Origin of the sequence: Sulfitobacter maritimus, from assembly GCF_013346665.1 — a bacterium.
Lineage (GTDB): Bacteria > Pseudomonadota > Alphaproteobacteria > Rhodobacterales > Rhodobacteraceae > Sulfitobacter > Sulfitobacter maritimus.
The window spans coordinates 632,974-658,897 of record NZ_JABVBB010000038.1 but is presented as its reverse complement, the minus strand read 5'-3'; the positions used below and the strand labels follow the sequence as shown (position 1 = coordinate 658,897).

26 protein-coding genes are annotated in these 25,924 nt (G+C 62.5%); 11 read left to right on the top strand and 15 right to left on the bottom strand.

The window, feature by feature from the left end:
• Window positions 1-9: 9 nt before the first annotated feature.
• The 7 genes from HTT03_RS17970 (at window position 10) to HTT03_RS17940 (ending at window position 7,218) form a co-directional block, all read left to right on the top strand.
• Complete coding sequence (locus HTT03_RS17970) at window positions 10-696, top strand: haloacid dehalogenase type II (RefSeq protein ID WP_174861146.1); 687 nt, start codon at window positions 10-12, stop codon at window positions 694-696.
• Window positions 696-1,520 (top strand): alpha/beta fold hydrolase, encoded by an 825-nt coding sequence (locus tag HTT03_RS17965; protein ID WP_174861145.1) that lies wholly within the window; start codon window positions 696-698, stop codon window positions 1,518-1,520. Before HTT03_RS17970 ends, HTT03_RS17965 begins: the two co-directional genes overlap by 1 nt.
• Window positions 1,517-2,488 (top strand): threonine ammonia-lyase, encoded by a 972-nt coding sequence (locus HTT03_RS17960; RefSeq protein WP_174861144.1) that lies wholly within the window; start codon window positions 1,517-1,519, stop codon window positions 2,486-2,488. The genes HTT03_RS17965 and HTT03_RS17960 overlap by 4 nt, the downstream gene beginning before the upstream one ends.
• 220 nt (window positions 2,489-2,708) lie before the next feature.
• Window positions 2,709-3,512 carry a 3-oxoadipate enol-lactonase gene (gene pcaD / locus HTT03_RS17955; RefSeq protein ID WP_174861143.1) on the top strand — a complete coding sequence of 268 codons (804 nt, stop codon included), beginning with the start codon at window positions 2,709-2,711 and terminating at the stop codon, window positions 3,510-3,512.
• Window positions 3,513-3,514: 2 nt separating this feature from the next.
• Window positions 3,515-4,840 carry a lyase family protein gene (locus HTT03_RS17950; RefSeq protein WP_174861142.1) on the top strand — a complete coding sequence of 442 codons (1,326 nt, stop codon included), beginning with the start codon at window positions 3,515-3,517 and terminating at the stop codon, window positions 4,838-4,840.
• A 4-nt stretch (window positions 4,841-4,844) separates the two neighbouring features.
• Entirely contained in the window at window positions 4,845-6,056 is a 1,212-nt protein-coding gene (locus tag HTT03_RS17945; RefSeq protein WP_174861141.1) for a TCR/Tet family MFS transporter, read from the top strand.
• A gap of 70 nt (window positions 6,057-6,126) precedes the next feature.
• Window positions 6,127-7,218, top strand: coding sequence for a Zn-dependent alcohol dehydrogenase (locus HTT03_RS17940; RefSeq protein ID WP_174861140.1), 1,092 nt, complete (start codon window positions 6,127-6,129; stop codon window positions 7,216-7,218).
• 3 nt (window positions 7,219-7,221) lie between these two features.
• Here HTT03_RS17940 and HTT03_RS17935 read toward each other — a convergent pair whose 3' ends face one another.
• From HTT03_RS17935 to HTT03_RS17890, 10 genes are all read right to left on the bottom strand, one after another.
• Entirely contained in the window at window positions 7,222-8,502 is a 1,281-nt protein-coding gene (locus tag HTT03_RS17935) for a glycerate kinase type-2 family protein (RefSeq protein WP_174861139.1), read from the bottom strand.
• 48 nt (window positions 8,503-8,550) lie between these two features.
• Window positions 8,551-9,525: a glucokinase gene (locus HTT03_RS17930; RefSeq protein ID WP_174861138.1), complete on the bottom strand. Its 975-nt coding sequence runs from the start codon at window positions 9,523-9,525 to the stop codon at window positions 8,551-8,553.
• A gap of 124 nt (window positions 9,526-9,649) precedes the next feature.
• Window positions 9,650-9,865 (bottom strand): hypothetical protein, encoded by a 216-nt coding sequence (locus HTT03_RS17925; RefSeq protein ID WP_174861137.1) that lies wholly within the window; start codon window positions 9,863-9,865, stop codon window positions 9,650-9,652.
• 121 nt (window positions 9,866-9,986) lie between these two features.
• Entirely contained in the window at window positions 9,987-11,123 is a 1,137-nt protein-coding gene (locus HTT03_RS17920) for a M20/M25/M40 family metallo-hydrolase (protein WP_174861136.1), read from the bottom strand.
• A gap of 72 nt (window positions 11,124-11,195) precedes the next feature.
• A complete protein-coding gene (locus HTT03_RS17915) occupies window positions 11,196-12,368 on the bottom strand; it encodes a M20 aminoacylase family protein (RefSeq protein WP_174861135.1) in 1,173 nt (390 codons plus the stop codon).
• The gene (locus HTT03_RS17910) at window positions 12,365-14,050 is read right to left on the bottom strand and encodes an ABC transporter ATP-binding protein (protein ID WP_174861134.1); all 1,686 of its coding nucleotides are present in this window, start codon (window positions 14,048-14,050) and stop codon (window positions 12,365-12,367) included. Before HTT03_RS17910 ends, HTT03_RS17915 begins: the two co-directional genes overlap by 4 nt.
• Before the next feature lie 3 nt (window positions 14,051-14,053).
• On the bottom strand, window positions 14,054-14,941 hold the full coding sequence (locus HTT03_RS17905; protein ID WP_174861133.1) for an ABC transporter permease: 888 nt from the start codon (window positions 14,939-14,941) through the stop codon (window positions 14,054-14,056).
• Between the two features lies 1 nt (window position 14,942).
• On the bottom strand, window positions 14,943-15,884 hold the full coding sequence (locus tag HTT03_RS17900; protein ID WP_174861132.1) for an ABC transporter permease: 942 nt from the start codon (window positions 15,882-15,884) through the stop codon (window positions 14,943-14,945).
• A gap of 108 nt (window positions 15,885-15,992) precedes the next feature.
• A complete protein-coding gene (locus HTT03_RS17895) occupies window positions 15,993-17,603 on the bottom strand; it encodes an ABC transporter substrate-binding protein (protein WP_174861131.1) in 1,611 nt (536 codons plus the stop codon).
• Between the two features lie 32 nt (window positions 17,604-17,635).
• A complete protein-coding gene (locus HTT03_RS17890; RefSeq protein ID WP_343035876.1) occupies window positions 17,636-19,213 on the bottom strand; it encodes a M81 family metallopeptidase in 1,578 nt (525 codons plus the stop codon).
• Window positions 19,214-19,376: 163 nt separating this feature from the next.
• Between HTT03_RS17890 and HTT03_RS17885 the strand changes: the two genes are divergently transcribed.
• A complete protein-coding gene (locus HTT03_RS17885; RefSeq protein ID WP_343035875.1) occupies window positions 19,377-20,183 on the top strand; it encodes an IclR family transcriptional regulator in 807 nt (268 codons plus the stop codon).
• A 37-nt stretch (window positions 20,184-20,220) separates the two neighbouring features.
• A complete protein-coding gene (locus HTT03_RS17880; protein WP_174861130.1) occupies window positions 20,221-20,649 on the top strand; it encodes a YqaA family protein in 429 nt (142 codons plus the stop codon).
• Window positions 20,650-20,665: 16 nt separating this feature from the next.
• Here the strand turns inward: HTT03_RS17880 and HTT03_RS17875 are convergent, their stop codons facing one another.
• Genes HTT03_RS17875 through HTT03_RS17865 form a run of 3 tightly spaced genes read right to left on the bottom strand, consistent with a single transcriptional unit; the run spans window position 20,666 to window position 21,499 of the window.
• Window positions 20,666-21,091 carry a c-type cytochrome gene (locus HTT03_RS17875; protein WP_174861129.1) on the bottom strand — a complete coding sequence of 142 codons (426 nt, stop codon included), beginning with the start codon at window positions 21,089-21,091 and terminating at the stop codon, window positions 20,666-20,668.
• Window positions 21,088-21,321 (bottom strand): multicopper oxidase domain-containing protein, encoded by a 234-nt coding sequence (locus tag HTT03_RS17870; RefSeq protein WP_174861128.1) that lies wholly within the window; start codon window positions 21,319-21,321, stop codon window positions 21,088-21,090. Before HTT03_RS17870 ends, HTT03_RS17875 begins: the two co-directional genes overlap by 4 nt.
• A 22-nt stretch (window positions 21,322-21,343) precedes the next feature.
• Window positions 21,344-21,499: a hypothetical protein gene (locus tag HTT03_RS17865; RefSeq protein ID WP_174861127.1), complete on the bottom strand. Its 156-nt coding sequence runs from the start codon at window positions 21,497-21,499 to the stop codon at window positions 21,344-21,346.
• Between the two features lie 289 nt (window positions 21,500-21,788).
• On the opposite strand from HTT03_RS17865, the gene HTT03_RS17860 reads away from it, so the two are divergent.
• Window positions 21,789-22,454 (top strand): L,D-transpeptidase, encoded by a 666-nt coding sequence (locus HTT03_RS17860; protein ID WP_174861126.1) that lies wholly within the window; start codon window positions 21,789-21,791, stop codon window positions 22,452-22,454.
• A gap of 47 nt (window positions 22,455-22,501) precedes the next feature.
• Here the strand turns inward: HTT03_RS17860 and HTT03_RS17855 are convergent, their stop codons facing one another.
• Both HTT03_RS17855 and HTT03_RS17850 read right to left on the bottom strand, forming a co-directional pair.
• The gene (locus HTT03_RS17855; RefSeq protein ID WP_174861125.1) at window positions 22,502-22,774 is read right to left on the bottom strand and encodes a hypothetical protein; all 273 of its coding nucleotides are present in this window, start codon (window positions 22,772-22,774) and stop codon (window positions 22,502-22,504) included.
• 143 nt (window positions 22,775-22,917) lie between these two features.
• On the bottom strand, window positions 22,918-23,382 hold the full coding sequence (locus tag HTT03_RS17850; protein WP_174861266.1) for an Lrp/AsnC family transcriptional regulator: 465 nt from the start codon (window positions 23,380-23,382) through the stop codon (window positions 22,918-22,920).
• Between the two features lie 135 nt (window positions 23,383-23,517).
• Between HTT03_RS17850 and HTT03_RS17845 the strand changes: the two genes are divergently transcribed.
• Window positions 23,518-25,917 (top strand): transketolase, encoded by a 2,400-nt coding sequence (locus HTT03_RS17845; protein WP_425506331.1) that lies wholly within the window; start codon window positions 23,518-23,520, stop codon window positions 25,915-25,917.
• Window positions 25,918-25,924: the final 7 nt, after the last annotated feature.

Below are 25,924 nucleotides of genomic sequence, written 5' to 3'. Positions count from 1 at the left end.
GATTGCCAAATGCCGATCACCACTTGCGCTTTCGATGCCTACGGAACCCTGTTTGACGTGGCTTCAGCCGCGCGCGAAGCGGCGACAGAGCCAGCCTTTGCCGCCATTGCCGACAGTTGGCCCCAGCTTGCGGAACACTGGCGGCTCAAGCAGTTGCAGTATTCATGGCTGCGTGCCGTCACCGGGGCGCACTGCGATTTCTGGCAGGTCACGCAGGACGGGCTGGACTGGGCGTTGGCGAAGATGGACCTAGACGCAGACCCCGCCCTGCGCAAACGTCTGCTAGCGCTCTACTGGGAATTGCAGGCCTACCCAGAGGTGCCGGACATGCTGCGTGCGCTGAAAGACGGTGGGCTGAACACCGCAATCCTGTCCAACGGATCGCCGGAAATGTTGAACGGTGCGGTGAAATCAGCGGGCATCGGAGAGGTGCTGGACGTGTCGCTTTCGGTCGAAAGTGTTGGCATCTTTAAACCCGATTCGTCGGTTTACGATTTGGTGGGCCAGCATTTCGGCTGCGCTAAGGAAGAGGTCCTTTTTGTCTCTTCCAACGGTTGGGACGCGGGTGCTGCGACAGGTTACGGCTTCACCACCGCTTGGGTCAATCGCGGCGGCGATCCGGTGGATCGGTTGCCATGGAAACCGGCACATCAGCTACAGGACCTGACCGGCATCCCGGCCCTCGCGGGGTTGTGATGGCGCAATTTACCACGTCAGACGGCCTGTCGCTGCATTACACGGACGAGGGCAGCGGCCAGCCGATCCTGTGCCTTGCGGGGCTGACTCGCACCGGTGCGGATTTCGACTATGTCGCCCCGCATCTCGCCGAATATCGGCTGATCCGCATGGACTACCGGGGCCGTGGCCGTTCGGATTTTGATCCCAATTGGCAAAACTACAGCCTGCCGGTGGAATGTCGTGATGTGCTTGAACTGCTGGATCATCTGAGACTGTCGCAGGTCGCGATCCTTGGGACTTCGCGCGGCGGGCTGAATGCGATGGGACTCGCCATGGCGGCAAAGGACCGTTTGCTGGGCGTGGCCTTGAACGATGTCGGGCCGGAGCTTGACCCAAAGGGCATCGATTTCATCATGGCCTATCTGGGCCGCAATCCATCGGCCAAAACGCATCACGAGGCTGCCGCCGCCATGGCCCGCGCCTTCCCCGAATTTGAAGACGTGCCTGAAGAGCGCTGGCTGGAGGAAGCCAAACGGCACTATACGCAGTCTGAGACTGGGTTGAAGATCACCTACGACCCGCATCTGCGCGATGCTGTGGCCGCCGCTTCGGGCCACGCGCCACCCGACCTCTGGCCTGATTTCGACGCGCTTGAAGGTCTGCCACTGGCGGCAATCCGGGGCGCAAACTCGACGCTGCTTAGCCGCGAAACACTACTGGAAATGCAGGCCCGCCGGCCGGACATGATTGCTGTCGAGGTGCCGGGACGCGGCCATGTGCCGTTTCTGGACGAACCCGGAGCGCTTGCCGCGCTGCACGAATGGATAGGACAAATGCAATGAACATCGACATGATCCGCGCCTCTGCTGCCCGCGCGAAGGGGCATGTGCGTCGCACGCCGCTGCTGAACTCGCCATTCCTCGACGAGATCGCAGGCCGTCGCATCTGGGTCAAGCCGGAGTGTCTGCAACACACGGGCAGCTTTAAGTTTCGCGGCGCGTGGTCGGCACTTTCCGCGCTGGAGCCTGATCTGCGCAAGAACGGCGTGATCGCCTATTCCAGCGGCAACCACGCGCAGGGGGTGGCACTGGCGGCCAAGATGCACGGCGTGCCTGCGGTGATCGTCATGCCGTCAGACAGCCCTCGCCTGAAAATCGCCAACACCCGCGCCTATGGCGCCGAGGTGGTGCTTTATGACCGCGCGAATGAAAGCCGCGAAGAGATCGGCGCGAAACTTGCCAAAGAGCGCGGGCTCACGCTGATCAAACCCTATGACGAGCCGCAGGTGATCGCGGGCCAAGGCACCACCGGGCTGGAGATCGCCCAACAGGCCGCCGAGGCGGGCATCGGTCAGGCTGAGGTTATCGTTTGCTGTGGCGGCGGTGGTCTGACCTCTGGCATCGCGCTGGCGTTAGAGGCCGAGGCACCGGGGTTTCGCGTGCGTCCGGCGGAGCCTGAAGGTTTTGACGACACCAAACGTTCGCTGGCGTCTGGAAAGATCGAGCGCAACGCGCAGGCTTTGGGGTCGATCTGTGATGCCATCGTCACCCCCGCGCCGGGGGAGTTGACCTTTCCGATCCTGCAGCGGCTGGTTGGGCCGGGTTTGGTGGTGAGCGATGACGAGGCTTTGCGAGCGATGGGCCATGCGTTTAACCGGCTGAAGGTGGTGGCGGAACCAGGTGGCGCTGTGGCGCTGGCGGCGGCGCTGTTCCGTGGGGACGAGGTTGAGGGGGATGATGTGATCGTTACGATCTCTGGGGGGAACGTGGATGCGGATATGTTTGCGCGGGCGCTTCAAACGCTAGGTTGACGATCAGGGTAGCGCGGGCACACGGGGCAGAGCGAAGAGTAGCGTCGACCCCCGGGGCAAAGCGACGCGCGGCCCCAGTAGGCGGGTCAGGCCGAAGACAAGCGTTTGGCATGATGCTGCCCCGCGTAACGCCGCGCGGGACACCTATGAAAGGTTGCGCCTTTGCCCTCCGACCATCGCGCTATATGCTGGCGGGCAAAGGGCCATAAGGAGACCACCCATGCAGATATTCGACACTGGTGACGTCCAACTCCACTACCGCGTCGATGGCCCCGAAAACGGCGCCCCGGTGGTCTTTGCCAATTCGCTCGGCACGGACTTGCGCCTGTGGGACCCGATCATGCCGCTGCTCGCCCCTGGCTTGCGCATCATCCGTTTTGACAAGCGCGGTCACGGCCTGTCGTCCTGCCCGCCCGCGCCCTATGCGATGGGCTCGCTCATCACCGATACCGAGCGCCTCCTCGATCACCTCAATGTGCGCGATTGCGTCTTTGTTGGCCTGTCGATCGGCGGCATGATCGCCCAAGGGCTCGCCGTCAAACGGCTCGACATGATCCGCGCGCTGGTGCTGTCCAACACCGCCACCAAGATCGGCACCCGCGACATGTGGGCCGAGCGGATTGCGGCGGTGGAACAGGGCGGCATCGAAAGCCTTGCCGATGCCGTGATGGAGCGCTGGTTCTCCCCGGCCTTCCGCGCCACGCCCGAACTGGCGCTCTGGCGCAACATGCTGGTGCGCCAGCCCGACGCAGGCTATGCGGGATGCTCGGCGGCGATTTCACACAGCGATTTCATGACCCCGACATCCGGCCTGCGCCTGCCTGCGCTTGGCATCGCGGGGTCCGAGGACGGCTCCACCCCGCCCGATCTGGTGCGCGAGATGATGGACCTGATCCCGGCGTCCAAGTTCAAACTAATCCGCCGCGCGGGCCATTTGCCCTGCGTCGAACAACCCCAAGAATACGCCGATACGCTGAACGACTTCCTCGCCAGCGTCGGCCATATTTCCAAGCAGAAGGGCTAACCATGGCCGCCAGCGTTTTCGATAGCACTCTTTACGCGCGCCTGTTCGACTGCGGCGAGGCCGGGCGACTTTTCACTGACAGTGCGGCGGTCCGCGCCATGCTGCTGGTCGAAGGGGCGTTGGCCAAAGTGCAAGGCGCCCAAGGCGTGATCCCCGAACTCAGCGCCGCGGCGATCCACCGCGCCAGCCTTGAGATCCGCGTCGACCCCGGTGCGCTGGCTGAGGCAACGGGTCAGAACGGCGTCAGCGTCCCGGCCCTGCTCGACCAGTTCCGCTCTGAGATGCAGGCGCCGGAACATGCGCAATACGTCCACTGGGGCGCGACCTCGCAAGACATTATCGACACCGCCCTCATGCTGCGCCTGCGCCAAGCGCTGCTGCTGGCCGAGGCGGACCTGCGCGAGGTGATCAAAGCGCTGGCCAAAGCCGCGAAGGACCACGCCCATCTGCCAATGCCCGCGCGCACCTATGGCCAACACGCCACGCCGACCTCCTTTGGCGCAGTGCTGGCGGAATGGGGCATGCCGCTGATCGGCGCGGTCGCGGCGCTGCCCGATCTGCGCAAAGACACGCTTTGGGTCTCGCTTTCAGGCGCGGCGGGCACGGCATCTGTCCTTGGTCCCGACCCCGCAAAGACCCGCGCCGATCTCGCCCGCGCACTTGGGTTGAATGACCCCAAACGCAGTTGGCACAACGACCGCAGCCCGATCCTGCGCATCGTCGATTGGCAGGGCCGTGTGATGGCGGCACTGGCGCATATGGGGCAGTCGCTGCTGGGGCTGACCAACAGTGAAACGCAGGAACTGGCGCTGAGCCAATCCGGCGGGTCCTCGACCATGCCGCAGAAACAAAACCCGGTGTCGCCCTCTGTACTTGTGGCTTTGAACCATGCGCACAGCGGATTGCGCGCCACCCTGCAAGCGGCGGCAACGCATCAACATCAGCGGGACGGCGGCGCGTGGTTTGCGGAATGGTTGGTCCTGCCGCAGGTCTGTCTGGGCCTTGCTTCCGCTTTGCACCACGCCAAAAGGCTCAGCGCCGGGATCACGCCGCATCCGCTGCAAATGCACCGCAACCTTGATGGCGGGCTGGGGTTGATCCATGCTGAAGCGCTGAGCTTTGCACTGGCCGAGCGTATGCCCCGCCCGGAGGCGCAGCGCGTTGCCAAGGGTCTTGCACATGACGCGCTCGACAAACGTGTGCCGCTGGCGGATTTGGCACTGGCCGATTACCCCGATCTGCCCATCGACCTGTTCCGCCCGGAGACGCAATTGGGCCAAGCCCCCGCTGCCGCCACAGCCTTCGCCGCCCGCGCGGAAAAACTCTGACCGGATGCCGCTGCCGCTGATCTTTATCCTGCTGACGGTGATGATCGACGCGATGGGCGTCGGGCTGATCCTGCCAGTGATGCCGGACCTGATCCGCGAGGTGCGGGGTGGCGATCTTAGCGAAGCCGCACTTTGGGGCGGGGTCTTGGCCACCAGCTTTGCCGCGATGCAATTCCTTTTCGGCCCGGTGCTGGGCGGGCTGTCGGACCGCTTTGGCCGCCGTCCGGTGCTGCTCTTGGCGCTGGTGGTGATGACGGTGGATTACAGCGTCATGGCGCTGGCGGGAAGCGTCTGGCTGCTGCTGATCGGGCGGTTGGTTGGCGGGGTGACAGCGGCGACCCATGCCACGGCCTCGGCCTATATGGCCGACATCTCGCCCGCCCAAGACCGCGCGGCACGTTTTGGCCTGATCGGCGCGGCCTTTGGCGCAGGTTTCGTGCTGGGGCCGCTTATTGGCGGGATCTTGGGCGAATACGGCACCCGCGCGCCTTTCTGGGCCGCGGCGGCACTGGCGGCGGGCAATGCGCTGCTGGGCTGGCGAGTGCTGCGCGAGACCTTGCCACATGCACACCGCCGCCGCTTTGACTGGCGCCGTGCCAATCCGCTGGGGGCTTTGCAGGCGCTTGGCCGTTTGCCGGGGATCGGGCGGCTGCTGGGGGTTTATTTTATCTATCACGTTGGCTTTGCCGCCTACCCGGCTGTCTGGGCCTATTTCGTACAGGAACGTTTTGGCTGGTCACCGACGATGATCGGCCTGTCGCTGGGGCTGTTTGGCGTGCAGATGGCGCTGGTTCAGGGGGGATTGATCGGTCCGGTTATGCGCCAGTTGGGCGCACGCGGCACGGTGATCGCGGGGCATATCTTTGCCCTCGCGGCTTTTCTGGCGCTCACGCTGCTGACGTCAGGCACTTGGGCTTTAATCATGACACCGCTCGCGGCGTTGGCCGGGGTGATCCCGCCCGCCCTGCAAGGCATCATGTCGGCCCGCGTCTCTGCCGACGCGCAGGGTGAGTTACACGGCGCGCTCAGTTCCTCCACCGCAATGGCGATGATCATCTCACCCCTCGCCATGACCGCGGTCTTCGCGTGGTTTACCAGCGATGCCGCCCCGCTTTACTTGCCCGGAGCGCCCTTTTTGCTGGCGCTGCTCTTGACCGTGGGCGGGCTGGTGGTCTTTGCCAGCCGCCCCCTGCCGAAAGACGTGGCGGCAGAGTAACCGCGACTTGCACCCTGCCTTAATCCGCGCCACGCTCACCCAAACACTCTCGGATCAAAGGACAGCCCCCTTGCAAACCATCAAAGCCGCCGTCTGCCGCGCCTTCGACCAACCGCTGACCATCGAAGATATCCAGCTCAGCCCGCCGAAGGCAGGCGAGGTCGAAGTCACTCTGGATGCGGTGGCGATTTGCCATTCGGATATCTCCTTTGCCGAAGGCGCTTGGGGCGGGCCGCTGCCTGCTGTCTATGGTCATGAGGCCGCCGGGCGGATCAGCGCGGTGGGGCCGAATGTGCAGGGTTTGGCGGAAGGTGACAGCGTTGTGGTCACCCTGATCCGCGCTTGCGGCCAATGCGCCTGCTGCACCTCTGGCCAGCCCACGATCTGCACCACACCGCAGGCCCCCGAAGGGCCGTTGCAAACCAGCGACGGTGCGCCGCTGTTTCAAGCAATGGCAACGGGCGGCTTTGCCGAAAAAGTCGTCGTGGACCGCTCGCAGGTGGTCAAGATTTCCCCCGACATCCCTAAAGACTCCGCCTGCCTCATCGCCTGCGGGGTCATCACTGGGGTTGGGGCCGTGGTCAATGCAGCCGGGCTGCGTGCGGGGCAGGACCTGGTGGTGATCGGTGCAGGTGGCGTGGGGCTGAACGCGATCCAAGGCGCGCGGATCGCAGGCGCGCGGCGCATCGTTGCGGTGGATATGACCGAAGACAAACTCGCAGTGGCCCGCGAATTTGGGGCCACGGACACGGTGCTGGCAACCGAAGCGAAACCTTGGCGCGCCGCCAGCAAGGCCATGGGGCGCGGGGCTGATGCGGTGATCGTGACCGTGGGCGCGATCCCGGCCTATGACACGGCCATGCGCTACCTCGCCCCCGGTGGCCGGGTTATTATGGTCGGCATGCCCCACAGCGGTGCGGCCTCCAGCTATGAGCCAGTGATCCTTGCCGCGATGGGGCAAGGGATGGTCGGGTCCAAGATGGGCGATGTGGTGATCCAGCGCGATATTCCTTGGATGGTCGACCTCTACCAGCAAGGACGGCTGCAACTCGACAGCCTGATTTCTGGCCGTTGGCGGCTGGATCAGATTAACGAGGCCATTGCAGACACCAAAAGCGGCGCTGCACGGCGCAATGTCATCCTGTTCGACCAAGCAACTTAAACGTCACTGCGCGGGCAAGTCTCCGATCAAGATAGCTCGGAAATCATTGACGTTGGTGCCGGTCGGCCCGGTTTGAAACAGCTCTCCCACTGCTGCGAAAGCGCCATAGGCGTCGTTGTGTTGCAGGGCATGGCGTGGGTCGACCCCGGCGCTGCGCATCTGGGCGGCGGTCTTTTCATCCGCAAAGGCGCCAGCGTTGTCTTCTGACCCGTCGATCCCATCGGTGTCTGCCGCCAGAGCCGTGATCCCCTCCTGCCCCTCAAGCGCCAAGGCCAGCGACAAGGCAAACGCACTGTTGCGCCCGCCGCGACCTTTGTGGCGCAGGGTGACTGTTGTCTCCCCTCCCGAGAGCAGCACCAAGGGCGCAGGATAAGGAAACCCGCTTTGCTGTGTCTGACGCGCCAGTGCTGCATGGACCAACGCCACCTCCTGCGCTTCGCCTTCAATCGCGTCCGACAGCACCCAAGCGTTCACCCCCCGCCCCCGCGCCTTTTGCGCGGCAGCTTCGAGCGATAGCGCGGCAGAGGCTATCACGCGGGTGGTGGTATTCGTGGGCGGAGCATCTGCCGGTGCCTGCTCGGCCAAGGCTTGCAGATAAGCGAAACAGCGCGGCGGCAGGTCCATCCCCCGCGCCGCGACCTCGGCCAAAACCGCGTGCGCCGCAGGCCGCCCCGGCACCGTGGGGCCAGAGGCGACCATCCCCGGATCATCCCCCGGCACATCCGAGACGATAAGGCTTAACACCGGCGCAGGATAAGCGAGCGCGGCCAACCGTCCGCCGTTCACTGCGCTGAATTGTTTGCGAATGTCGTTCATCACCGAAATCGGCGCGCCAGAGGCCAGCAACGCGCTGTTCAACTCTTGTATATCCGCCAAAGTGAGGCCGTCGGGCGGCGCGGGCAGCAGCGATGACCCGCCCCCGCAGATCAAGGCAATTACCTGATCGTCTGGCCCCAAATCCGCCACGCAGTCCTGCAAGGCATGCGCCGCCTTGATTCCCGCCTCATCCGGCACCGGATGCGCTGCTTCCGTCACCCGGATATGGCGACAGGCTGCGCCGTAGCCGTAGCGCGTCACGATGGCGCCTTCGCAGGGATGCGGCCAAAGCGTTTCAAAAGCCTGCGCCAACTGCGCGGCCCCCTTGCCTGCGCCGATCACCACGGTTCGGCCTTTGGGAGGGGGCGGCAAGACGCCTTGTAAAATGCGGCGCGGATCGGCGGCAGCGACAGCGGCGTCAAAGAGATCGGCGAGGAATTGGCGTTTCGGCTCAAGGCGGTCTGGCATAAGGGGGCTCCGGCTGTTGCCGTGATCATCCTGCCTCAAGCGGTGCTGTCAATCCACCCGTGCGAACAAGCAGTTACGCGCGCCTTTTAATCCGAAATCCGGGTCTTGGCACAGGCCCAGCGGCATATCGCGCCGCCAGTTGCTATGCCGCCCTCCGGCGTTAAAAGCATCGCAGAAATCAGGGGTGAAAAGCCAAGGATTGGACTGCGCCACGCCACCGGTAATAAACACACCTCCGCGCGCGCCAAAGATCAGCCCAAGATCACCCGCCAGGCCGCCAAGGTAGCGGGCAAAATGCGCAACGGCCTCAATCGCGCTTTGATCCTTTTTGGCCTGTGCTGCGTCAAAGATTGCCGCTGCGGTCTGAAGCGGTGCCTCTCGCCTGCGCACCTTGGCAATGGCGCGGTACCATTTTGGCATGCCTGTGCCAGAAAGGATCGCTTCGGCTTCCACAGCCAACCCCTGCCCCATCTGAACCTCAGGCCACGCCGCAATCAGGGCTTCGAAATATGCCGCTTCCTGCATGCTATGGGGCGTCAGCCGCATATGCCCCCCTTCGCCCGGAACGGCCAACGGCTGCCCCTTGCGCCAAAGCAATGCGCCAACGCCCAAGCCGGTGCCGGGGCCGATAATCACCCGCGGTCCTGGCTCTGGCTCCGGTCCGCCTTGCAGATAGGTAACCTGCGCTGGCTCCAATGTGGCAAGCGACCATGCGGCGGCTTCGAAATCGTTAAGCAGAACGATATCAGTGGCGGGGAGATCACAAGCCTCTGCCAAGCCAGCTTTGGTGATGTTCAACGCGGCGTTTGTAAAGGTCACTCGGTCTTCTGCGACCACCCCAGCGGCCGCGATGGCGACCGATTTGGGCGGGCGGCCCATCTCACTGATCAGGGCGGCGCAGGTCTCGGCTAGCGCGGCCTTTCCCGCCGTGCTGCGGCTTTGGCGGGCCTTGAATTCGCCCCCTTCATCAACCGCAGCCAACCGCAGATTGGTGCCGCCGACATCACCCACGAGATACCACATAAATGCCCCCTGCGCCTCTGCACCAGCCTGTGCGGAAATGCAGAGACGGTCAACCAACAAGAAGGCCCGGCGGTATCACGCGCCGAGCCTTCGCTTTAAGAATAGTTGTCCGGCAAGCTGCGAATTAATCAGCCGGCGCGGTCGGAACCTCAACGGTCCCTTCGCCCTCGACGGTTTCACCCTGCTCGACAACGGTGCCGTCTTCGGGCGCTGTGGCAACTTCCTCGCCCGTCCACCAGACGATAATCGCAATGCCGAATATGACAACGAGCGCCATGCCAATAAGCGGCACAACATGCCGACGCTCCTGCTTTTTGAGGTTTGTATCTGGCGGACTCATAAATCGCCCCTTTCCTTGCTGCGGATGTTCTGAAGGGTGCAGGCGCGAAAACGCCGCGCATGCCCCGTTGTCAGGCCAACCCCTCAACCCGCACAAAGTTCCAAATACGCAGGCTGTGTTGCTAGGTCAGTCGACAAAAGAGCGCTGCCGCCAGTTTGGCCCGTTCGGTCAGACTGTCGACAAAGATATGCTCCTCCAACGTGTGCAGCCCCTTGCCGCGCACGCCGATACTGTCGAGCGTGGGCAGGCCAAGAAAGCCCGTAAAGTTGCCATCAGAGCCGCCGCCTGCAGAGCTGCCTGTGATCTCGATCCCGATCTCGCGGCCAATCTCTTGGGCCAGTTTTAGCATGGCCATCGTGCCGGGCTGGTCCGGCTCCCAGACCGGGCGGGTGACGCCGCGGTGGATTTCCATGATGACATCGCCCTCGTCCGAGTTCAGCGCCATCATCTTTTCCACGCCCGCATCCAGCTGCTCTTGGGTCTTGGCCATGGTCAAGACTTCGGCATCGCAGACCGAGGACACGCAGTTCACCCATTGACCGGCATGAAAGACCCCAACCGAAAAGGTACAATCTTCGGTGGTCATCCCCTCTATCGTTCCCACCGTCTTCGCCATTTCGGCAATCGCCGAGCGGCCTTCGGAAAGCGCCCATCCGGCGTGGCTGGGCCGCCCGCGCGTCTGAAGGTTGAACCGCGCGATCGCGTAACGCCCGATCACAGCGCCCCCATCGGGCCGTGCGGGTTCTGGCACGAGGATATATTTGTGGCGCTTGGCCTCACTCTCGATCAACGCGCGGGTAGCGGGGGTGCCGATTTCCTCATCCGGGGTGAACAGCACCGTCACGGGCAGCGGCGTCTCCACTCCCGCGGCCAGCAGTTTGCGCAACGCGTCGAGGTAGACGTAATTGCCGCCCTTCATGTCCATCAGACCGGGGCCGTAGCAGATATCGCCTTCGCGCTTGTAGGGCAGCTTGCTCAGGGTGCCGATGGGATGCACCGTGTCCATATGGCCGAGCAGCAGAATGCCGCCTTCGCCCTGACGCGGATGCGGCAGGGTCGCCCGCAAGCTGTCGCCAAGGCCCATAGGGCTGGGGATACGCTCAATCCGCGCGCCGAGCACCGCGAGGTCATGTTGGACGACATCCATCATGCGGTTCACGGCGGCACCGTCGAAGGTGGGGCTTTCGGTCTCGATCCAAGGGCGCAGCCCGGCGAGCATTTCATCGGTATCAAAGGGTAAATGAAGAGGGTTTGTCATATGCAAGTTCCTTGCCCCCGCGCGGTCAATGCCGGACGCAGGGCTGTGTATGAGAGCCGCAATTGCGACAGTTTAGCTGCCCGCTTTGGGCAAACGGGTTTCCACGATACGGGCATAGATCGACGCACCGACGGGCAAGATACCGTCATCCAGGACAAACCCCGGATTGTGCAGCGGCACATTGCCCGCATGGCCGACCCGGCAATAGGCACCCGGCACGACCTTTAGCATGTCCGCAAAATCTTCGGACCCGCTCGCCTGTTCGGTCGACTCACGCGCATTCTCGGCCCCCACGACGCTGGCGGCGGCTTCGACATAGGCGGTGGTCAATTCGGGGTCGTTCATCAGCACGTCAAAGACATTGCGAATGTCGACCTCAATCTCGATCCCGTAGGCCGTGGCCATGCCCGCGCAAAGTTCGCGCATCCGGGCCTCGGCCATCTCAATGACATCCTCGTGGAAATAGCGGATCGTCCCCGCGATGGTCGCCGTGTCTGGCACGACATTATAGGCCGAGCCTGCGTTGAACTTGGTGACTGAGAGTACGATCGGCTTGGTCGGCGGCGTGTTGCGGCTGACGACGGATTGCAACTGCTGCACCAGCGCGGTGCCGATGACGATCGGATCGCGGGATTGGTGTGGCATGGCGGCATGGCTGCCGGTGCCTTTGACGGTGATGTCAAAAAAGGCCGCCCCAGCCATCGCCGCGCCGGGGGTCACGCTGACCTTGCCCGGCTCCGAGTTCGGATCGTTGTGCATGCCGTAGATTTCGTCGCAGGGGAATTTTTCGAACAGCCCTTCTTCGAGCATCCGCCGCGCACCGCCCAAGCCTTCTTCGGCAGGTTGAAAGATCAGCACCACGGTGCCGTCGAAATCTCGCGTCTCCGCCAAATAGCGCGCCGCGCCCAAGAGCATGGTGGTGTGGCCATCATGCCCGCAGGCGTGCATCCGGCCGGGGTTGGTAGAGGCATAGGGCACGCCGGAATCCTCGATAATCGGCAGCGCGTCCATATCGGCCCGCAGGCCCACACGGCGGTTGCCGCCCCCTGCCCCTTTGATGATACCAACGACCCCGGTGCCGCCCAATCCTTCGTGGACTTCATCGACGCCGTAAGCGCGCAGCTTTTCCGCGACGATCCCCGCGGTGCGGACCTCTTCGAACCCCAGTTCGGGGTGGGCGTGAATGTCTTGGCGAATGGCGGTGAGGTCCGCGGCAAAGGCTTCGATTTTGGGAAGGACGGTCATGCGGTTGCTCCTGTCGTCATGGCGGCGCTGTCGAGTGCGCGGTAGTTGGCAAAATCCCAGTGGCGGCCCGGTGCGGCCTCAATGAGGTTGCGGGTGTAGTCGTGGCGCGGGTTGGCAAGCACCTCTCCGGCGGGGCCGTATTCGACGACCACCCCGCGCTGCATCACCAGCACCTCGTCACAGATTTGCGCCGCGACGCGCAGGTCATGGGTGATGAAAAGCATGGCCACGCCGAAACGCTCCTGAATATCGTCCAGCAGATCAAGCACCTGCGCCTGAACACTTACGTCAAGCGCCGAGACAGCCTCATCCGCGACCAGCAGATCGGGCTTCATCGCCACCGCCCGCGCAATGGCGATACGTTGACGTTGCCCGCCCGAGAATTGATGTGGATAGCGGTCGAGCGCATCCCGCGGCAGGTCCACCAGTTCCATCAACTCGGCCGCATGGCGCATCGCCTCGGCACGCGGCACGCCGAAGTTGATCGGCCCTTCGCAGAGGCTGCGCGCCACGGTCCAACGCGGGTTAAGCGAGCGGTAGGGGTCTTGGAACACGATTTGCAGATGTTTGCGGTGGTCGCGCAATTGGCGGCGCGAGAGCTGCGCGATCTCGGTCCCCGCGACGTTCACGCTGCCCGCTGTCGGGTCAATCAGCCGCATGATGGCCCGCGCGACGGTGGATTTGCCTGAGCCGGATTCGCCCACGATGCCGAGTGTCCGCCCCGGTTTGATGGTAAAGCTCACATCCTGCGCGGCCTTGACCCCTTCGCTGCGGCGCAGGAAGCCGCCGCCGCCATAGGTCATGTCGAGCCCTGCGACCCGTACCACCTCGCTCTGCGCTGCCGCCGGCCGCGCCGGGCGCGGGGTGAGGTTCGGCACCGCGGTCAGCAGGGTGCGGGTGTACTCTTTTTGCGGGTTGGTCAGCAGTTCAGCAATGGGCGCACGTTCGACGATCTGCCCCTGCTGCATCACCGTGACGGTATCCGCGATCTCGGCCACCACGCCCATGTCATGGGTGATGAAGAGGACGGCGGTGCCATGGCGCTCCTGCATCTCGGCAATGAGCTTGAGGATTTGCAGCTGCGTGGTCACATCGAGCGCCGTCGTCGGCTCATCCGCGATTAGCAGATCAGGGTCGAGGATCAGGGCCATGGCGATCATGATGCGCTGGCGCTGCCCGCCGGAAAGCTGGTGCGGGAAGGCCGAGAAGATGCGGTTCACATCCGGCAAATGCACCTGATCCATCATGTCGAGCGTGCGCTTCTTAGCCTCGCTTTGGCTCAGATCACTGTGCATATTCAGCACTTCCATGATCTGCTCGCCCACCCGCAGCACTGGGTTCAGCGCGGTCATTGGCTCTTGGAAAATCATCGCAATGCGCCGCGCACGCAGCTGCCGCATCTGGGAGTGGCTGGCGGAGGTGATCTCGAAATCATCCAGCATAATGCTGCCGCTTTGCACCTCTAAAGCAGATTTCGGCAGCAGGCCCATGGCGGCGAGCGAGGTCACGGATTTGCCCGAGCCGGATTCACCGACCAAGCAATGCGTCTCGCCCGCGCGGATGGTCAAGTCGATCCCATCAATCACCGGTTGGGCCTGCGGTCGCCCGGTCAGACCGATGCGCAGGTTTCTGACGTTCAACACCTCACGGGCGTTTGAGAAGTCCTTGTTCTTGAATTGCATCGCTTAGCCCTCCCGTTTCTTCATGCGCGGATCAAGCAGATCGCGGGCGGTGTCGCCCAAGAGGTTGATCGACAGGATGCAAAGCGACAGCAGCAGCCCCGGCCAGAAGATCAGCCCCGGTTTGATCTGAAAATAGGTCCGCCCTTCGGCCATGATGTTGCCCCAAGTGGGGATCTCGGTGCTCACGCCTGCACCGAGAAAGCTCAGGATCGCCTCAATGAGGATCGCCGAGGCGCAGATATAGGTGCCTTGCACGATCAGCGGCGCCATGGTGTTGGGCATTAAATGTTGGATCAGGATTTTGGGCATGGAGGAGCCAAGCGCGATGGCGGCCTCGACGTAAGGCTCTTCCCGCGCCGAGAGCACGACCGAGCGCACCAGCCGCACCACGCGCGGCACCTCGGGCACGGTGATGGCGATGATGACCGAGCCGAGCGACGGCCCGTTCAGCGCCACCAGCGCAATCGCCAGCAGGATCGCGGGGATCGCCATCAGGCTGTCCATGATCCGCATGATGATGCTGTCGGCTGTGCGGAAGAACCCCGCCACAAGGCCGATGGCCAGCCCCACCGCGACACTCACCAGCGCCGCGCCGACGCCAATCAGCAGCGACACGCGCCCGCCGACCATCACGCGGGAGAATGTGTCACGCCCGTAGGGGTCGGTGCCGAGAAGGAACTCATCGGACGGGGGTTTGAGCCGCGCCGCTGCGTTCATCGCCAGCGGATCATAGGGCACGTAGAGCGGTGCCAGAATGGAGGCCAGCACGATGGCCACGAGCGTCAGAGCCGCAAGTATCGGGCCGATGCCGACCCTCGCGCCTGCGGGCAGCGACAGCAGACCGGTCAACACCTGAAAAGCGCTGTGGCGGGATTGGGGTTGCTCGATCATGTCAGTACCGGATCCTTGGGTCGAAGAATGAATAGGAAACGTCAACCAAGAGGTTCACGAAGACATAGATGCCGGCGGTCAGCAGGATCATCGCCTGAATGACGGGGTAGTCGCGGGCGAGGATCGCATCGACGGTCAGCCGCCCGATGCCGGGGATGTTAAAGACGCTTTCGGTCACCACCACGCCCGAGATCAGCAGCGCGAAACCGGTGCCGATGATCGTCAGGATCGGCACGGCGGCATTGCGCAGCGCGTGGCGGAACAGCACGACGTTCTCCCGCACGCCCTTGGCCCGGGCGGTGCGGATGTAGTCTTCGCCCAGAACTTCGAGCATGGACGCGCGGGTCATGCGGGCAATGAGTGCGACATAGATCGTCGCCAGTGTCAGCGAGGGCAGAATGGCGCGGGAGAAGAAGGCACCGAACCCTTCAGAGGGTGCTTTGTATCCCTGTACCGGCACCCACCGCAGTTCGATCGCGAAAATTTGGATCAGGATATAACCAATCACAAAGACCGGCACCGAAAAGCCCAGCACCGAGAAGGACATGACCAGAAAATCGACCCATGTGCGGTGCCGCCACGCGGCAATCACACCCATTGGCACGGCGAGCAGAACAGAGATGGTAATGGTCATCAGCGCGATGTTGAGGGTCGGCCCCAAACGGTCACCCAACATGCCCGCGACGGAGGTGTTGGACAGCAGCGACACGCCCAAGTCCCCGCGCAGCAATTGGCCCATCCACGTGAAGAACTGCGTCAGCAGCGGATCGTTGAGACCCAAACGGTCGCGAATACGCTCCAACTGGGCGGGGGTGGCGGCGTCACCAGCGAGGATCGCGGCGGGGTCACCGGGGGTTAGACGCAGCAGCAAGAACACGAAGACGGCGACGATCAGCATCACCGGGATCGTGGCCAGCACGCGCTTCAGGATATAGACGAGCATGTTCCGGAAAGTCCCTTTCGACGGAATGAAGGCAAGCCGCGCGGGTCAAACCGCGGGCGAAACTGGGAGAGGTGGAGAGCGCGACAGACGCGCTCTCCGAGGGCTGGATTACTCCGCCTCTTTGGTCATGTTCCAGAACACCGGCACCGGCGACGGGATCATATTCTGGATCGCATTGCGGCGGGCCTGCGGGATCAGATATTCACCCATCATGATGTAGTTGACGTTGTCCATCACGTGCTTCTGGATCTCCACCGCGACAGCTTTTTGTGCCTCGGCCCCCTCGGCCTTCATGAACTTCTTGCGAAGCTCTTCGATCTCAGGATCATCTGGCCAGCCGAACCACGCATCGTCACCCCGGCCATTGACCATCACGTTGATCAGCGGGTCCGAGATTTCCGGCACCATCCAGTTGGTGAAGAACAGGTTCCACCCACCCTCAGACACCGGGCTTTGCTGGGCGCGGCGCTGGACAACCGACTGCCAGTCCATCGACTGCATATCGACCTCGAACCCCGCTTCGCGCAGTGCCTGCGCCGCAACCACGGGCTGGTTGATCAAAGTGGTCACATCAGTCGGCGCCATCAGCGTGATCGGCGTGCCGTCATAGCCTGCCTCTTCGAGCAGCGCCTTGGCCTTTTCGATATCCGCGCCGCCTGTCACGATCTCAGATTCCGCTTCGTCGCCCAAGGGGGTCGCACAGCCAAAGATCGCGCCGCAGACATTATAGTAGGCCGGATCGCCTTGCATGGTCTGAAGCATGCTCTCCTGATCCAGCGCCGCCATGGCCGCTTGGCGCACCAGTTTGTTGTCGAACGGCGGGTGCAGGTGGTTCGGGCGGCCAATGGTGACATAGCCAAGCTCATCGCGGGTCTCGACCGTCACATCTGGGCTGGATTCGAGGATCGGCAGCAGGTCAATCTGCACCTGTTCGAGGTAGTCGATCTCCCCCGCCGAGAGCGCGTTGATCGCGGTCAGCGCGTCGGGCATCGTGGTCCAGACCACGCGGTCGACATTGACGACCTTGCCGCCCGCCATCCAAGAGGCTTCTTCGTCGCGCGGCACGTAGTCGTCGAATTTCTCGTAGGTGACGTTCACGCCGGGCTCGTATTCATCCTGATTAAAGACGAAGGGACCGGAGCCGATGTATTCCGTAATCGTTTCATCGGGCGAGGTCTCGGCTACGCGCTTGGGCATGATGAACGGCGGCACGGCGGATTGCTTGGAGATCACGGTCAGCAGCGGCGCGAAGGCTTCGGTCAAGGTCCAGACGACTGTCTTGTCATCAGTGGCCTCAAGGCTTTCGGTGACGTCAAAGATCAACTGCCCGCCGCTGTCCCGCTCGCCCCAGCGTTTGAGCGAGGCCACGACATCTTCGCCGGTCACCGGCGCGCCGTCATGGAACTTGAGCCCATCGCGCAGGGTGAAGGTATAGGTCAGCCCATCTTCGGAAATCTCCCAGCTTGCCATCTGCGGCTGCGGCTCAAAATTCGCATCTACGGCGGTCAGCACGTCATAGATCATATAGCCGTGGTTGCGGGTGATATGGGCGGTGGTGATGACCGGATCGAGCACCCGCAGGCCGGAGTGCATGACAGCGGTGATCGTGGTTTCGCCTTCCTGCGCGGCCAAGCTTGCGGGGGCCAGCAATGCCGTGGTCGCGGCAAAGGCGGCGGCAAGGCCGCGGGTCTGTTTCAAAGCGGATCGTAGAGGTAACATGTGCATTTCCCTTGTTGGTATAGGTCGTGATCTTATTGTTGGACTGCGGCAGTGAGACCGCCACGGTCAGGACGCGCCGCAGCGGCGCGGTCGGCCCCGAAACGGGGACCATCAGGGGCCAGCTTCAGCCCAGCACGCAGACGGGTGAAGGGCAAATCGGCTGGATTGAGCGGCATCGGACCCGGCGCGCAGGCCACGAGGATATCACGCGCGATCGGCGCGAAATCGGCCCGGAAATGGGTCGAGCTTTTCACCACCAGAAGGGCCATATCCTCTGGCACGATGCCAACGAAACGGAACATCTCACGGTCCGCCATCTGCGCGATACGCGAGGTAACAGCAACATCGACGCCGCCGATACGCAGACAGGCCGACGGGCCAAGATCGAGCCCGGTGCCGCCGTAATAGGGGCCAGTGGCCTGCAACTTGCCGTCAGACAGATGCATCACAGTGGCGGTTGTCTCGAACGGCGCATCGCCCGACACGCTTGTGTGTCCGCCCAGTGAAACAGAGATCTGCGCCCCGACGCCAGCCGCATGGGCCGCATTGGCCGAGGCCGGGTCAACGATCAATCCAAGCGCCGCGCCCTCTGCCTCCGCCGCGACCAAGGCGCCCAGCAAGCCAGTCGTGGCCGAGACGCCGCCCGCGCCGGGGTTGTCTTGCGTATCTGCGATCACAACCGGCCCCTTACCGGGTTGAGCGGCGCGTATCTGTGCTTCGGCCACGGCCTCAGCCGCCGTATAGGCGCGGTGGGTCAGAAAATCTGGCGCTGCGGCCTCATAGGCTGCTGCGATCTTATCCGCCGCCGCATCAGCCGTCTGTTGTGTCTCCGCAAAGGCCACCGCCACCGGGCCGCAATCGGGTATATCCGCTGCCGGGAAGCCCATGAACAGGCTGGCCGATTGTGCGCCATCGGCTTCGCAGGTGGCAACGTGCTCATAAAGCCCCTTGCCGGGCTCCATCTCTGTCGATTGAAAGGGGATCGGCACCAAATAAGACATCTGCCGGAACGCTTTGGCAGGCCGCTCCCCGCTGCGCATGATCTGGTCGAGCATCCGCGCCGCCGCCGCTCCGGTATCGGCCATATCGACATGCGGATAGGTGCGGAAACCGACGAGGGCGTCGATCTGCGCCACAAAGTCAGACGATATGTTGCCATGTAGATCAAGCGCCGCCGTGATCGGGACATCCGGTCCCACTGCCGCCCGCAAACGGCGCAGCAGTTCGCCTTCTCCATCGTCGATATGTTCGGCCACCATCGCGCCGTGCAGATCAAGAAATATGCCATCCAGCGGCCCTGCCGCAGTGATCCCTGCGATGATCTCTTCGGTGATCTGCTCATAGGCATCCCGCGTGACATGGGCCGAAGGGATCGCACCGGCCCAGAGCACCGGCACTGTCTCCCAATCGCAGTCACGCGCCACCTGCAAAGCACCGGACATGCCAAGGTTAACGCTGGCAAAAGCCTCCCACATCGCGGCGCCGCGCGCCATTGGCACATAACCACCGCCAAGGCGGAACGCCTCAAGGTCCGCTGGTTGAGGTGCGAAGGTGTTGGTTTCGTGCAGAAATCCGGCAAGCGCCACTTTCATCCGAGGAAGGTCTTGCACGTCAGGCTCCCGCATCATGCCAACCTCAGGCTGGCGTTGTCGCAGAGCAGAATGACCTCAGGTCAATCCTGCCCAGCACATCTTGTGTATCGCGTGGCGATATGACTATATCGCTCTGCAAGCCTAGGCGGCTGGTCTGAGATTCGTCAAGCAGGAGATTAACGTGAGTAGTATTTTGCGAGCCGATCCGCCCCAGCCGCTTGATATTCAGGCAGAAGATGATCGCATGTTCATCCGCGCCGCAGGTCGCGCGATGCAGGTGCTAAGCGCCTTTCACAAGGCCACCGGCCCACTGAGCCTGTCGAGCATTGCGGCTGAGGCACAGATCGACCGCTCCGCAGCGCAACGTCTGGTGCATACGCTAACGCGTTTGGGCTACATCCGACGCAGCGCCGATGACCGTGGCTATCTGCCCGGTATCCGGCTGCTGGACCATACGCTCGACCTGCTGCGGCTTGATCCGATCGTTCAAAAGGCGACCCCGGTGCTGCTGGAACTGCGCAAATCCCTGCGCGAACGGGTGGACCTGAGCCTTTATGACGAGACCCGGTTGATCTATGCCCTGCGGATGCAGAGCAAACGTGAAACATTCTATGCCAGTCTGGTGGGCCATAGTGTGCCGACCTATTGCACCGCCGGGGGCCGGGCGGTTCTGGCGCAATTGCCCCGCGCAGAGGCGCGTGCGATCCTAGACCGCGCCCCGCTGCACGCCTTTACCACCAAGACCGAAACCGACAGCGATGCCGTGATGCGCGCCATTGACGAAGCCCGCGAGCGCGGCTTTGCGGTGATCTGTGACGAGTTTGTGCAAGGCGAAATCGCGCTTGGCGTGGCAATCACGGACCGGGAGGGCAAACCGCTGAGCGCCATTCACATCGGCGGTTCGCTGTCGGAGTGGACGCCCGAAGCCTTTGCCGCCAAAGTTGCCCCGCTCACGATTGAGGCGACGCGGGCAATTATGGCGGGCTGAGCGCCGCCCCCAAAGCGGAACCCCTAAAGGAGCGCCGATGCTGGCCCTGTCGAGCCTCTTTGCCGCGGCGTTCTTTGCCGCCACCTTGATCCCGGCGCAATCCGAAGCGGTATTGCTGGGGTTGATCTGGGCCGATGCCCATCCTGTCGCGCTGCTGTTACTGGTGGCGACAGCGGGCAATGTCTTGGGGTCGGTGGTCAACTGGCTGTTGGGCGGCTATCTGGCCCATGTCGCAGCACGACGCTGGTTTCCCTTTTCGTCCGCGCAGGTGCAGCGTGCGTCCCAGTGGTATCAGCGTTGGGGCTATTGGAGCCTGCTGGCAAGCTGGATGCCCATCATCGGAGACCCGCTGACCCTCGCCGCCGGGGTGCTGAAAGAACCGCTATGGCGCTTTCTTGTGATTGTGACCATCGCAAAGGGCGGGCGCTATCTGCTGCTGGCCGCCGCCGCGTTGAACTATCTTTGACGCTGCCGTTCGGCGCTCAATGCGCGGGGTTGCGGCTGGCTTGGCTTTCCTGTGCGCGGGCAGACCACGTGGACCTGATATAGGCGAGGATGTCCCAAATCTCGTCATCCGAAATCACCCCGTCAAAGGCAGGCATACCGCTGGCAAAATCCTCGATCCCCCGCGCAGCCAAAGCGCCCTGCCCGCCCAATTTGGTATAGTCAAACAGCAGCCTATTGTCGTGATGCCACGTATGCCCCGTCTCATCATGAGGTGGCGCAGGCAGGATGCCGTCGGCGTTCGGCGTCCGCCAATCGGGTTGCCCTTCGAGCTTTGCCCCGTGGCAAGCGGCGCATTGTTCGGCATAAAGCGCCTTGCCTGCGGCAATGTCGCGATCATTCAACTCGTGATCCGCGGCCCCGGCCCCGGCGCTGAACAGAAAGGCGGCAAACATCCATTTCATGCGACAACGCTCCATGCGCGTATCCCTTCGATAGCGTGTTTTAGCATATGGCAATGGATCAACCCGTTGCCGGGATTTTCAGACACACCGATCATATGCTGACTGTCGCCCGCCGCCACCAAAGTTGCATCGCGCAAATCGGCAAGGCTGCCATCCTGTGCCAACTTTTTAAAGTGATGGCCCTGCAGATGGATGTCATGCTGAAACGTGGTGTCATTGACAAGTGTCATAGCCACCGTCCCTCCGGAAACCCTAGAACCCCAGCACGGCGGTCACCCCATCGCCTTTGAGCAGAACCTCCCGCGTGACAGCTTCGGTCCGCAGTTGCAAAGGCGCCTGCCCCACGTGGCCTGCAAGCGGAAGCGCCGCTGCTGGAGCGGAGCTGACGAGAAACTGACGTCGGTTCATAAATAACCTCTCGGGGTGGAACGCTTGTCTGGCAGTCTAAAACCTCCGCTGGCTGCTGACCATGCGGCCATTTGGTATGGCGTCGAAGACGGCAGTAAACCGCGAGACCCATCGCGAACGCCGCCCCTCGGCCCCCGCAAGAAGGGTCGCGACACGGCAAAGGCGGCAAAAAGATCACATTATGTTGTACGACCGGTCCTTCTGCTGAACTTTCCGCAAGCGAGGCGGTTGGTATAGCATACATCCAAACGGTTCAGCTGCTTTATTGAACCAACGACGGAGCGATACAATGCTAACAAGACGACATTTCATCCAGACAACCACGGCTCTTTTTTCAGGCGCCATTGCGACCCCTGTTTTGGCCGCCGCCCGCCCGACCAGTGCACAAAAGGCGGCTTGGGACGCGCAGGTGACGCCGCCCAACTTTGATCCCATGACCTCAAACCCTTGGGGCATCCACCCGCGTTTTCTGGCCCAGCGGGTGGTCGCAGATGACAAGCTCAAGCCCGGCGATGTCCATGTCGATGCGGTTGCCAGATACGTGTACCACATTGAAGAAGGCGGTACGGCGATGCGCTACGGCGTGGCGATTGCCCGCGGCAATCTTTATGAGCCCGGCACCTATACGATCAAACGCAAAGTGGAATGGCCGACATGGACGCCGACCCAAAACATGATCGCCCGCGACCCTGAACTCTATGGCGCGGTTGCGGATGGCGTCCCACCCGGTCCGACCAACCCATTAGGCTCGCGCGCGCTTTATCTGTTTGAAGGCAACCGTGACACCTACCTGCGTATCCACGGCACGCCGGAGCCGCGCAGCATTGGGGGACGGGCAAGCTCTGGCTGTGTGCGCATGATTATGGCCCATGTGAACCATCTGTATCCGCGGGTAAAAATTGGCTCTACGGCCTATCTCTACTCTGCCGAAGACAGTGTTGTGGCCCGCAGCTAACGCAAGCATGAATGAGAGGCGCGGATCACGCGCCTCTCGAACAACCGTTAGGCCGCACTTCTTGTGCAAATCGGGTTGCCGCCGACCGCCCGGAGCGGAACCATCGTCGTTTCAACCGGCCCGCTATGCTGATACCAGTAACAACCATCCTCCGACCGAAGATGCGCCGTGCTGAGGTCTTGGTTCGGCGCAGCCAAGCTGGCCACATTCGCGGGCAGGTTGCCGACCTTACCCGGACGCTGCGTTTCTTGTGTGGGTGCGGTGCAACCGGCGACGGTCAACGCGGCCGCCCCAAGGAATAACGTTGTGATGCGCATCATAGCCTTTACCATTTATTGAGCATTAATTCGCCGACAACCTGACATACCGAGGGGGGATTGCAAGCCTTACGGATGCGGTTTTGCCCCATATCATGCGGTTGTTATCTGACCGTACAGTTGTTGTGGTGACTGACCGGATACGCTCACTCCAACCGCGTCGCCTGATCCTTGATCCGCCGGATAGGGATCGAGGATTCGATCGAAGCCACACCGTTAAATTTGGTCAGCCGCCCGGTCAAAAACTGCTCATACTCCTGCAAATCCCGCGCGGCGATCCGCAGCAGATAGTCAAAGCTGCCGGTCATTAGCCAGCAATCCACGATTTCGGGACAATCCATCAACTGCTCTTCAAAAGACACCAGCCGGTCATCCACCTGCCGGTCCAGTTTGACGGAGACAAAGATCGAAAACCCAAAGCCCAGCGCCTGTTCATCAATCCCAGCGCGGTAACCCGTGATAATCCCGCGTGCCTCCAACTGGCGGATGCGCCGGGCGCAGGGGGATGGCGACAGGCCCACGCGCTCGCTCAACTCTTGATGAGTCTGACGCCCGTCGCGGTGCAATTCGCGCAGTATCCGCCGGTCAATCTCGTCCAACTGCGTCCCCATGCCTTTGCTCTTTTCCATCAACGAAAGCTCCTTTTGCGTGAAATTCCGGCGCAGAAATGCTGAAGTACCATGAGGTTTGCCAAGAAATGAAGCGCAAAGCGGCATAGGATGCCCCCAAGAAAAAGGAGACACAGCGTGACCGAGCAGACCACCCACCTAAAGACCATCGAACAGCGTTTGCTGTGGCTGTCCCACTACATGATCCATCATGCAAACAATATCCGCGAGTCTCCGGACCGGATTAAGGTCGGCGGGCATCAGGCCAGCTCTGCCTCTATGGTGTCGATCCTGACCGCGCTTTATTTCTCGGCTCTCCGGCCTGAGGACCGGGTGGCGGTCAAACCCCATGCCAGCCCGATCTTTCATGCCATGCAATATCTTATGGGCAATCTCGACCGGGCGCGGATGGAGAACTTTCGCGGCTATGGCGGTGTGCAATCCTACCCCAGCCGCACCAAGGACGTGGACGATGTGGATTTCTCCACCGGGTCGGTTGGTTTGGGCGTCGCGATCACCTCCTTCGCGTCGTTGGTGCAGGATTACATTAAGGCCAAATCCTGGGGCAAAGACGCGCCAATGGGCCGGATGGTCGCACTTGTGGGCGATGCGGAACTGGACGAGGGCAACGTCTATGAAACCCTACAGGAAGGCTGGAAGAACGATCTGCGCAACTGCTGGTGGATCATCGACTATAACCGTCAGTCGCTCGACGGGATCGTGCGCGAAGGGCTGTTTGAACGGGTCGAGAAAATCTTTGACGCCTTCGGGTGGAAGGTTGTCCGCGTCAAATACGGGGCGCTGCAACGGGCTGCGTTCAAAGAGCCGGGCGGCGAACGTCTGCGCGATTGGATCGACAGTTGCTCAAACCAAGAATACGCAGCGCTCACCTTTATGGGTGGGGCGGTCTGGCGCAAACGTTTGATGGACGATCTCGGCGACCAAGGCGACGTCACCGCGCTGATTGAGCGGCGCAGTGACACGGAACTCGCCGCGTTGATGGAGAACCTCGGCGGCAACTGCGTGGAAACCATGGCCGAGACCTTCGCCGCCATCGACCATGACGACCCGACCTGTTTCCTTGCCTATACGATCAAAGGCTGGGGCACGCCGATTGCCGGGCATAAGGACAACCACGGCGGGCTGATGAACTCCACGCAGATGCAGAAATGGCAGGACCACATGGGCGTCCCCGAAGGCGCGGAGTGGGAGCCCTTTGCCACGGTGGAGGACGAAGCAAGCCTGCGCGCGTACCTCGACAATGTGCCCTTCTTTGCCAAGGGCCGCCGTCGGTTCGAGGATGACAAGATCGACGTCCCTGCCCTGCCCGCGCCGCAGGACGCGGAAATCTCGACCCAAGCCGCCTTTGGTAAAATCCTTGACGGGTTGAGCAAGGGCGACACGCAATTGGCCGAGCGGATTGTCACCACCTCGCCTGACGTAACCGGCACGACCAACCTTGGCCCATGGGTGAACCGCCGCAAGCTCTTTGCGCGGGCCGAGATGTCGGATGCCTTTATCGAACACCGCATCCCTTCCACCGCGAAATGGGAGTTTACGCCAGACGGCCAGCACATCGAGTTGGGCATCGCCGAGATGAACTTGTTTCTGCTCTTGGGCGCAGCGGGGCTTGCTGACAGCCTCTTCGGCAAGCGGCTGATCCCCATCGGCACTGTCTATGATCCTTTCGTGAACCGTGGCCTCGATGCGCTGAACTATGCCTGCTACCAAGATGCGCGTTTCATGATTGTCGGCACTCCTTCCGGCATCACCCTCTCTCCCGAAGGCGGGGCGCATCAGTCCATTGGCACACCGTTGGTTGGCATGTCTCAGGACGGGTTGGCGGCTTTCGAGCCTGCCTTTGCGGATGAATTGGCGATCATCATGGAATGGGCCTTCGACTATATCCAGCGCGACGGGAGTGATACGCCCGTGGCCGAAGCCGGACCGGAGGCGGACAATCACCCACCGACGTGGCTGCGCGACGAAGCGGGTGGCTCGGTGTATCTGCGGCTGACGACGAACCCCATCGAACAACCCGGCCCACGCGACAGCGCTGCGTTCCGCCAAGGGGTCACGGACGGCGCATACTGGCTGCGCAAGCCGGGCCCCAACTGCGACGTGGTGATTGCCTATCAAGGTGTCGTCGCGCCCGAGGCGATCCGCGCGGCAGGCTTGCTGGCCGAAGACCGCCGCGATGTGGGGGTGTTGGCCGTCACCTCGGCGGATCGGTTAAACGCGGGATGGACGGCCGCGCAGAATGCCCGCGCCCAAGGCCAGAGCGATGCGCAATCGCTGATCGAACGGCTCACCGCAGACCTACCCCGCCATTGCCGGATTGTGACGGTTATCGACGGCCACCCCACCACGCTGTCATGGATCGGCTCGGTCTCCGGCCACCGCACCATCCCGCTGGGGGTTGAGCATTTCGGCCAGACCGGGACCATCGCTGATCTTTACCGCCACCATGGGATCGACGCCGAAGCGATCCTGCGCAAGGTCAACGATCTGATGCCGGGCAGGCCCCTGCGCTACTAGCGAGGAC

Coding starts and splice junctions, on each gene's coding strand:
- HTT03_RS17900 (WP_174861132.1), bottom strand. CDS start 15,884: ATGCTCGTCTATATCCTGAAGCGCGTGCTGGCCACGATCCCGGTGATG.
- HTT03_RS17870 (WP_174861128.1), bottom strand. CDS start 21,321: ATGACACTTGTCAATGACACCACGTTTCAGCATGACATCCATCTGCAG.
- HTT03_RS17850 (WP_174861266.1), bottom strand. CDS start 23,382: ATGGGGACGCAGTTGGACGAGATTGACCGGCGGATACTGCGCGAATTG.
- HTT03_RS17965 (WP_174861145.1), top strand. CDS start 696: ATGGCGCAATTTACCACGTCAGACGGCCTGTCGCTGCATTACACGGAC.
- HTT03_RS17880 (WP_174861130.1), top strand. CDS start 20,221: ATGCTGGCCCTGTCGAGCCTCTTTGCCGCGGCGTTCTTTGCCGCCACC.
- HTT03_RS17970 (WP_174861146.1), top strand. CDS start 10: ATGCCGATCACCACTTGCGCTTTCGATGCCTACGGAACCCTGTTTGAC.
- HTT03_RS17960 (WP_174861144.1), top strand. CDS start 1,517: ATGAACATCGACATGATCCGCGCCTCTGCTGCCCGCGCGAAGGGGCAT.
- HTT03_RS17905 (WP_174861133.1), bottom strand. CDS start 14,941: ATGATCGAGCAACCCCAATCCCGCCACAGCGCTTTTCAGGTGTTGACC.
- HTT03_RS17945 (WP_174861141.1), top strand. CDS start 4,845: ATGCCGCTGCCGCTGATCTTTATCCTGCTGACGGTGATGATCGACGCG.
- HTT03_RS17950 (WP_174861142.1), top strand. CDS start 3,515: ATGGCCGCCAGCGTTTTCGATAGCACTCTTTACGCGCGCCTGTTCGAC.
- pcaD (WP_174861143.1), top strand. CDS start 2,709: ATGCAGATATTCGACACTGGTGACGTCCAACTCCACTACCGCGTCGAT.
- HTT03_RS17935 (WP_174861139.1), bottom strand. CDS start 8,502: ATGCCAGACCGCCTTGAGCCGAAACGCCAATTCCTCGCCGATCTCTTT.
- HTT03_RS17915 (WP_174861135.1), bottom strand. CDS start 12,368: ATGACCGTCCTTCCCAAAATCGAAGCCTTTGCCGCGGACCTCACCGCC.
- HTT03_RS17860 (WP_174861126.1), top strand. CDS start 21,789: ATGCTAACAAGACGACATTTCATCCAGACAACCACGGCTCTTTTTTCA.
- HTT03_RS17865 (WP_174861127.1), bottom strand. CDS start 21,499: ATGAACCGACGTCAGTTTCTCGTCAGCTCCGCTCCAGCAGCGGCGCTT.
- HTT03_RS17925 (WP_174861137.1), bottom strand. CDS start 9,865: ATGAGTCCGCCAGATACAAACCTCAAAAAGCAGGAGCGTCGGCATGTT.
- HTT03_RS17920 (WP_174861136.1), bottom strand. CDS start 11,123: ATGACAAACCCTCTTCATTTACCCTTTGATACCGATGAAATGCTCGCC.
- HTT03_RS17895 (WP_174861131.1), bottom strand. CDS start 17,603: ATGTTACCTCTACGATCCGCTTTGAAACAGACCCGCGGCCTTGCCGCC.
- HTT03_RS17930 (WP_174861138.1), bottom strand. CDS start 9,525: ATGTGGTATCTCGTGGGTGATGTCGGCGGCACCAATCTGCGGTTGGCT.
- HTT03_RS17855 (WP_174861125.1), bottom strand. CDS start 22,774: ATGATGCGCATCACAACGTTATTCCTTGGGGCGGCCGCGTTGACCGTC.
- HTT03_RS17910 (WP_174861134.1), bottom strand. CDS start 14,050: ATGCAATTCAAGAACAAGGACTTCTCAAACGCCCGTGAGGTGTTGAAC.
- HTT03_RS17875 (WP_174861129.1), bottom strand. CDS start 21,091: ATGAAATGGATGTTTGCCGCCTTTCTGTTCAGCGCCGGGGCCGGGGCC.